This is a genomic window from Vibrio sp. 2132-1 (genome assembly GCF_033344315.1).
The window spans coordinates 1-648 of sequence record NZ_JAWPON010000435.1 but is presented as its reverse complement, the minus strand read 5'-3'; the positions used below and the strand labels follow the sequence as shown (position 1 = coordinate 648).

Annotated in this window: 1 pseudogene; it reads right to left on the bottom strand. The window is 46.1% G+C overall.

Annotated features, from left to right (window positions below):
- Window positions 1–648: pseudogene (locus R8N47_RS25885) on the bottom strand (AAA family ATPase); the annotation flags it as partial.

The window sequence follows — 648 nt, the reverse complement described above, 5'->3', positions numbered from 1 at the left end:
AGTTCGTCGAAGTTGAATTCTTCTTCCGCTTCGGCCGTTGGTGCTGCGGCTTGAACTTCAGATTCTGGTAGCTCAGGCTCATCGGCCATTGAAGCTAACGCATCTTCTTCGTCGAACTCTGGCAGTTCCAATTCATCAAAGTTGAACTCGTCCTCATCAACGTCAGTGGACGTTGCCGCGACAGGTTCTTGTTCAAGTTTGTTTTCAGCTTCAGGCTCAACGTCGTCTAGCAACCAGTCTTCTTCTTGAGGAACGCCAAATTCATTCTCAACGGTATTCGGCGTTGGCGTGAATGCAGGTTCTTCCTCTTTACTGGTAATTTCTGGTTCAGTCTGTTCGTCGCGAAGTTGATACTCACCATTTTCAGAGGGCAGCTCTTCAGCCGATGGCATCAAATTTTCTTTGACAGATGAGTTTTCTAACTCTTCAGCAAAACCTTCTTTGCCTTCCAGAAGTGCGTCTAGCTCGGCGGCAAAATCTGCACTTTCTTGCTCAGTTTCTTCAAGAACGGTGTTGTCAGATTCAAACAGTTCATCCAGCTCAGTCATCAGAGGATCATGCTCTGGTGACATTTCCTCAAGATCACCTAAGAAGTCATTGCTATTAAACGGGACGCTTTCTTCTTGGAATGATTTCGTTAGTTCTGGT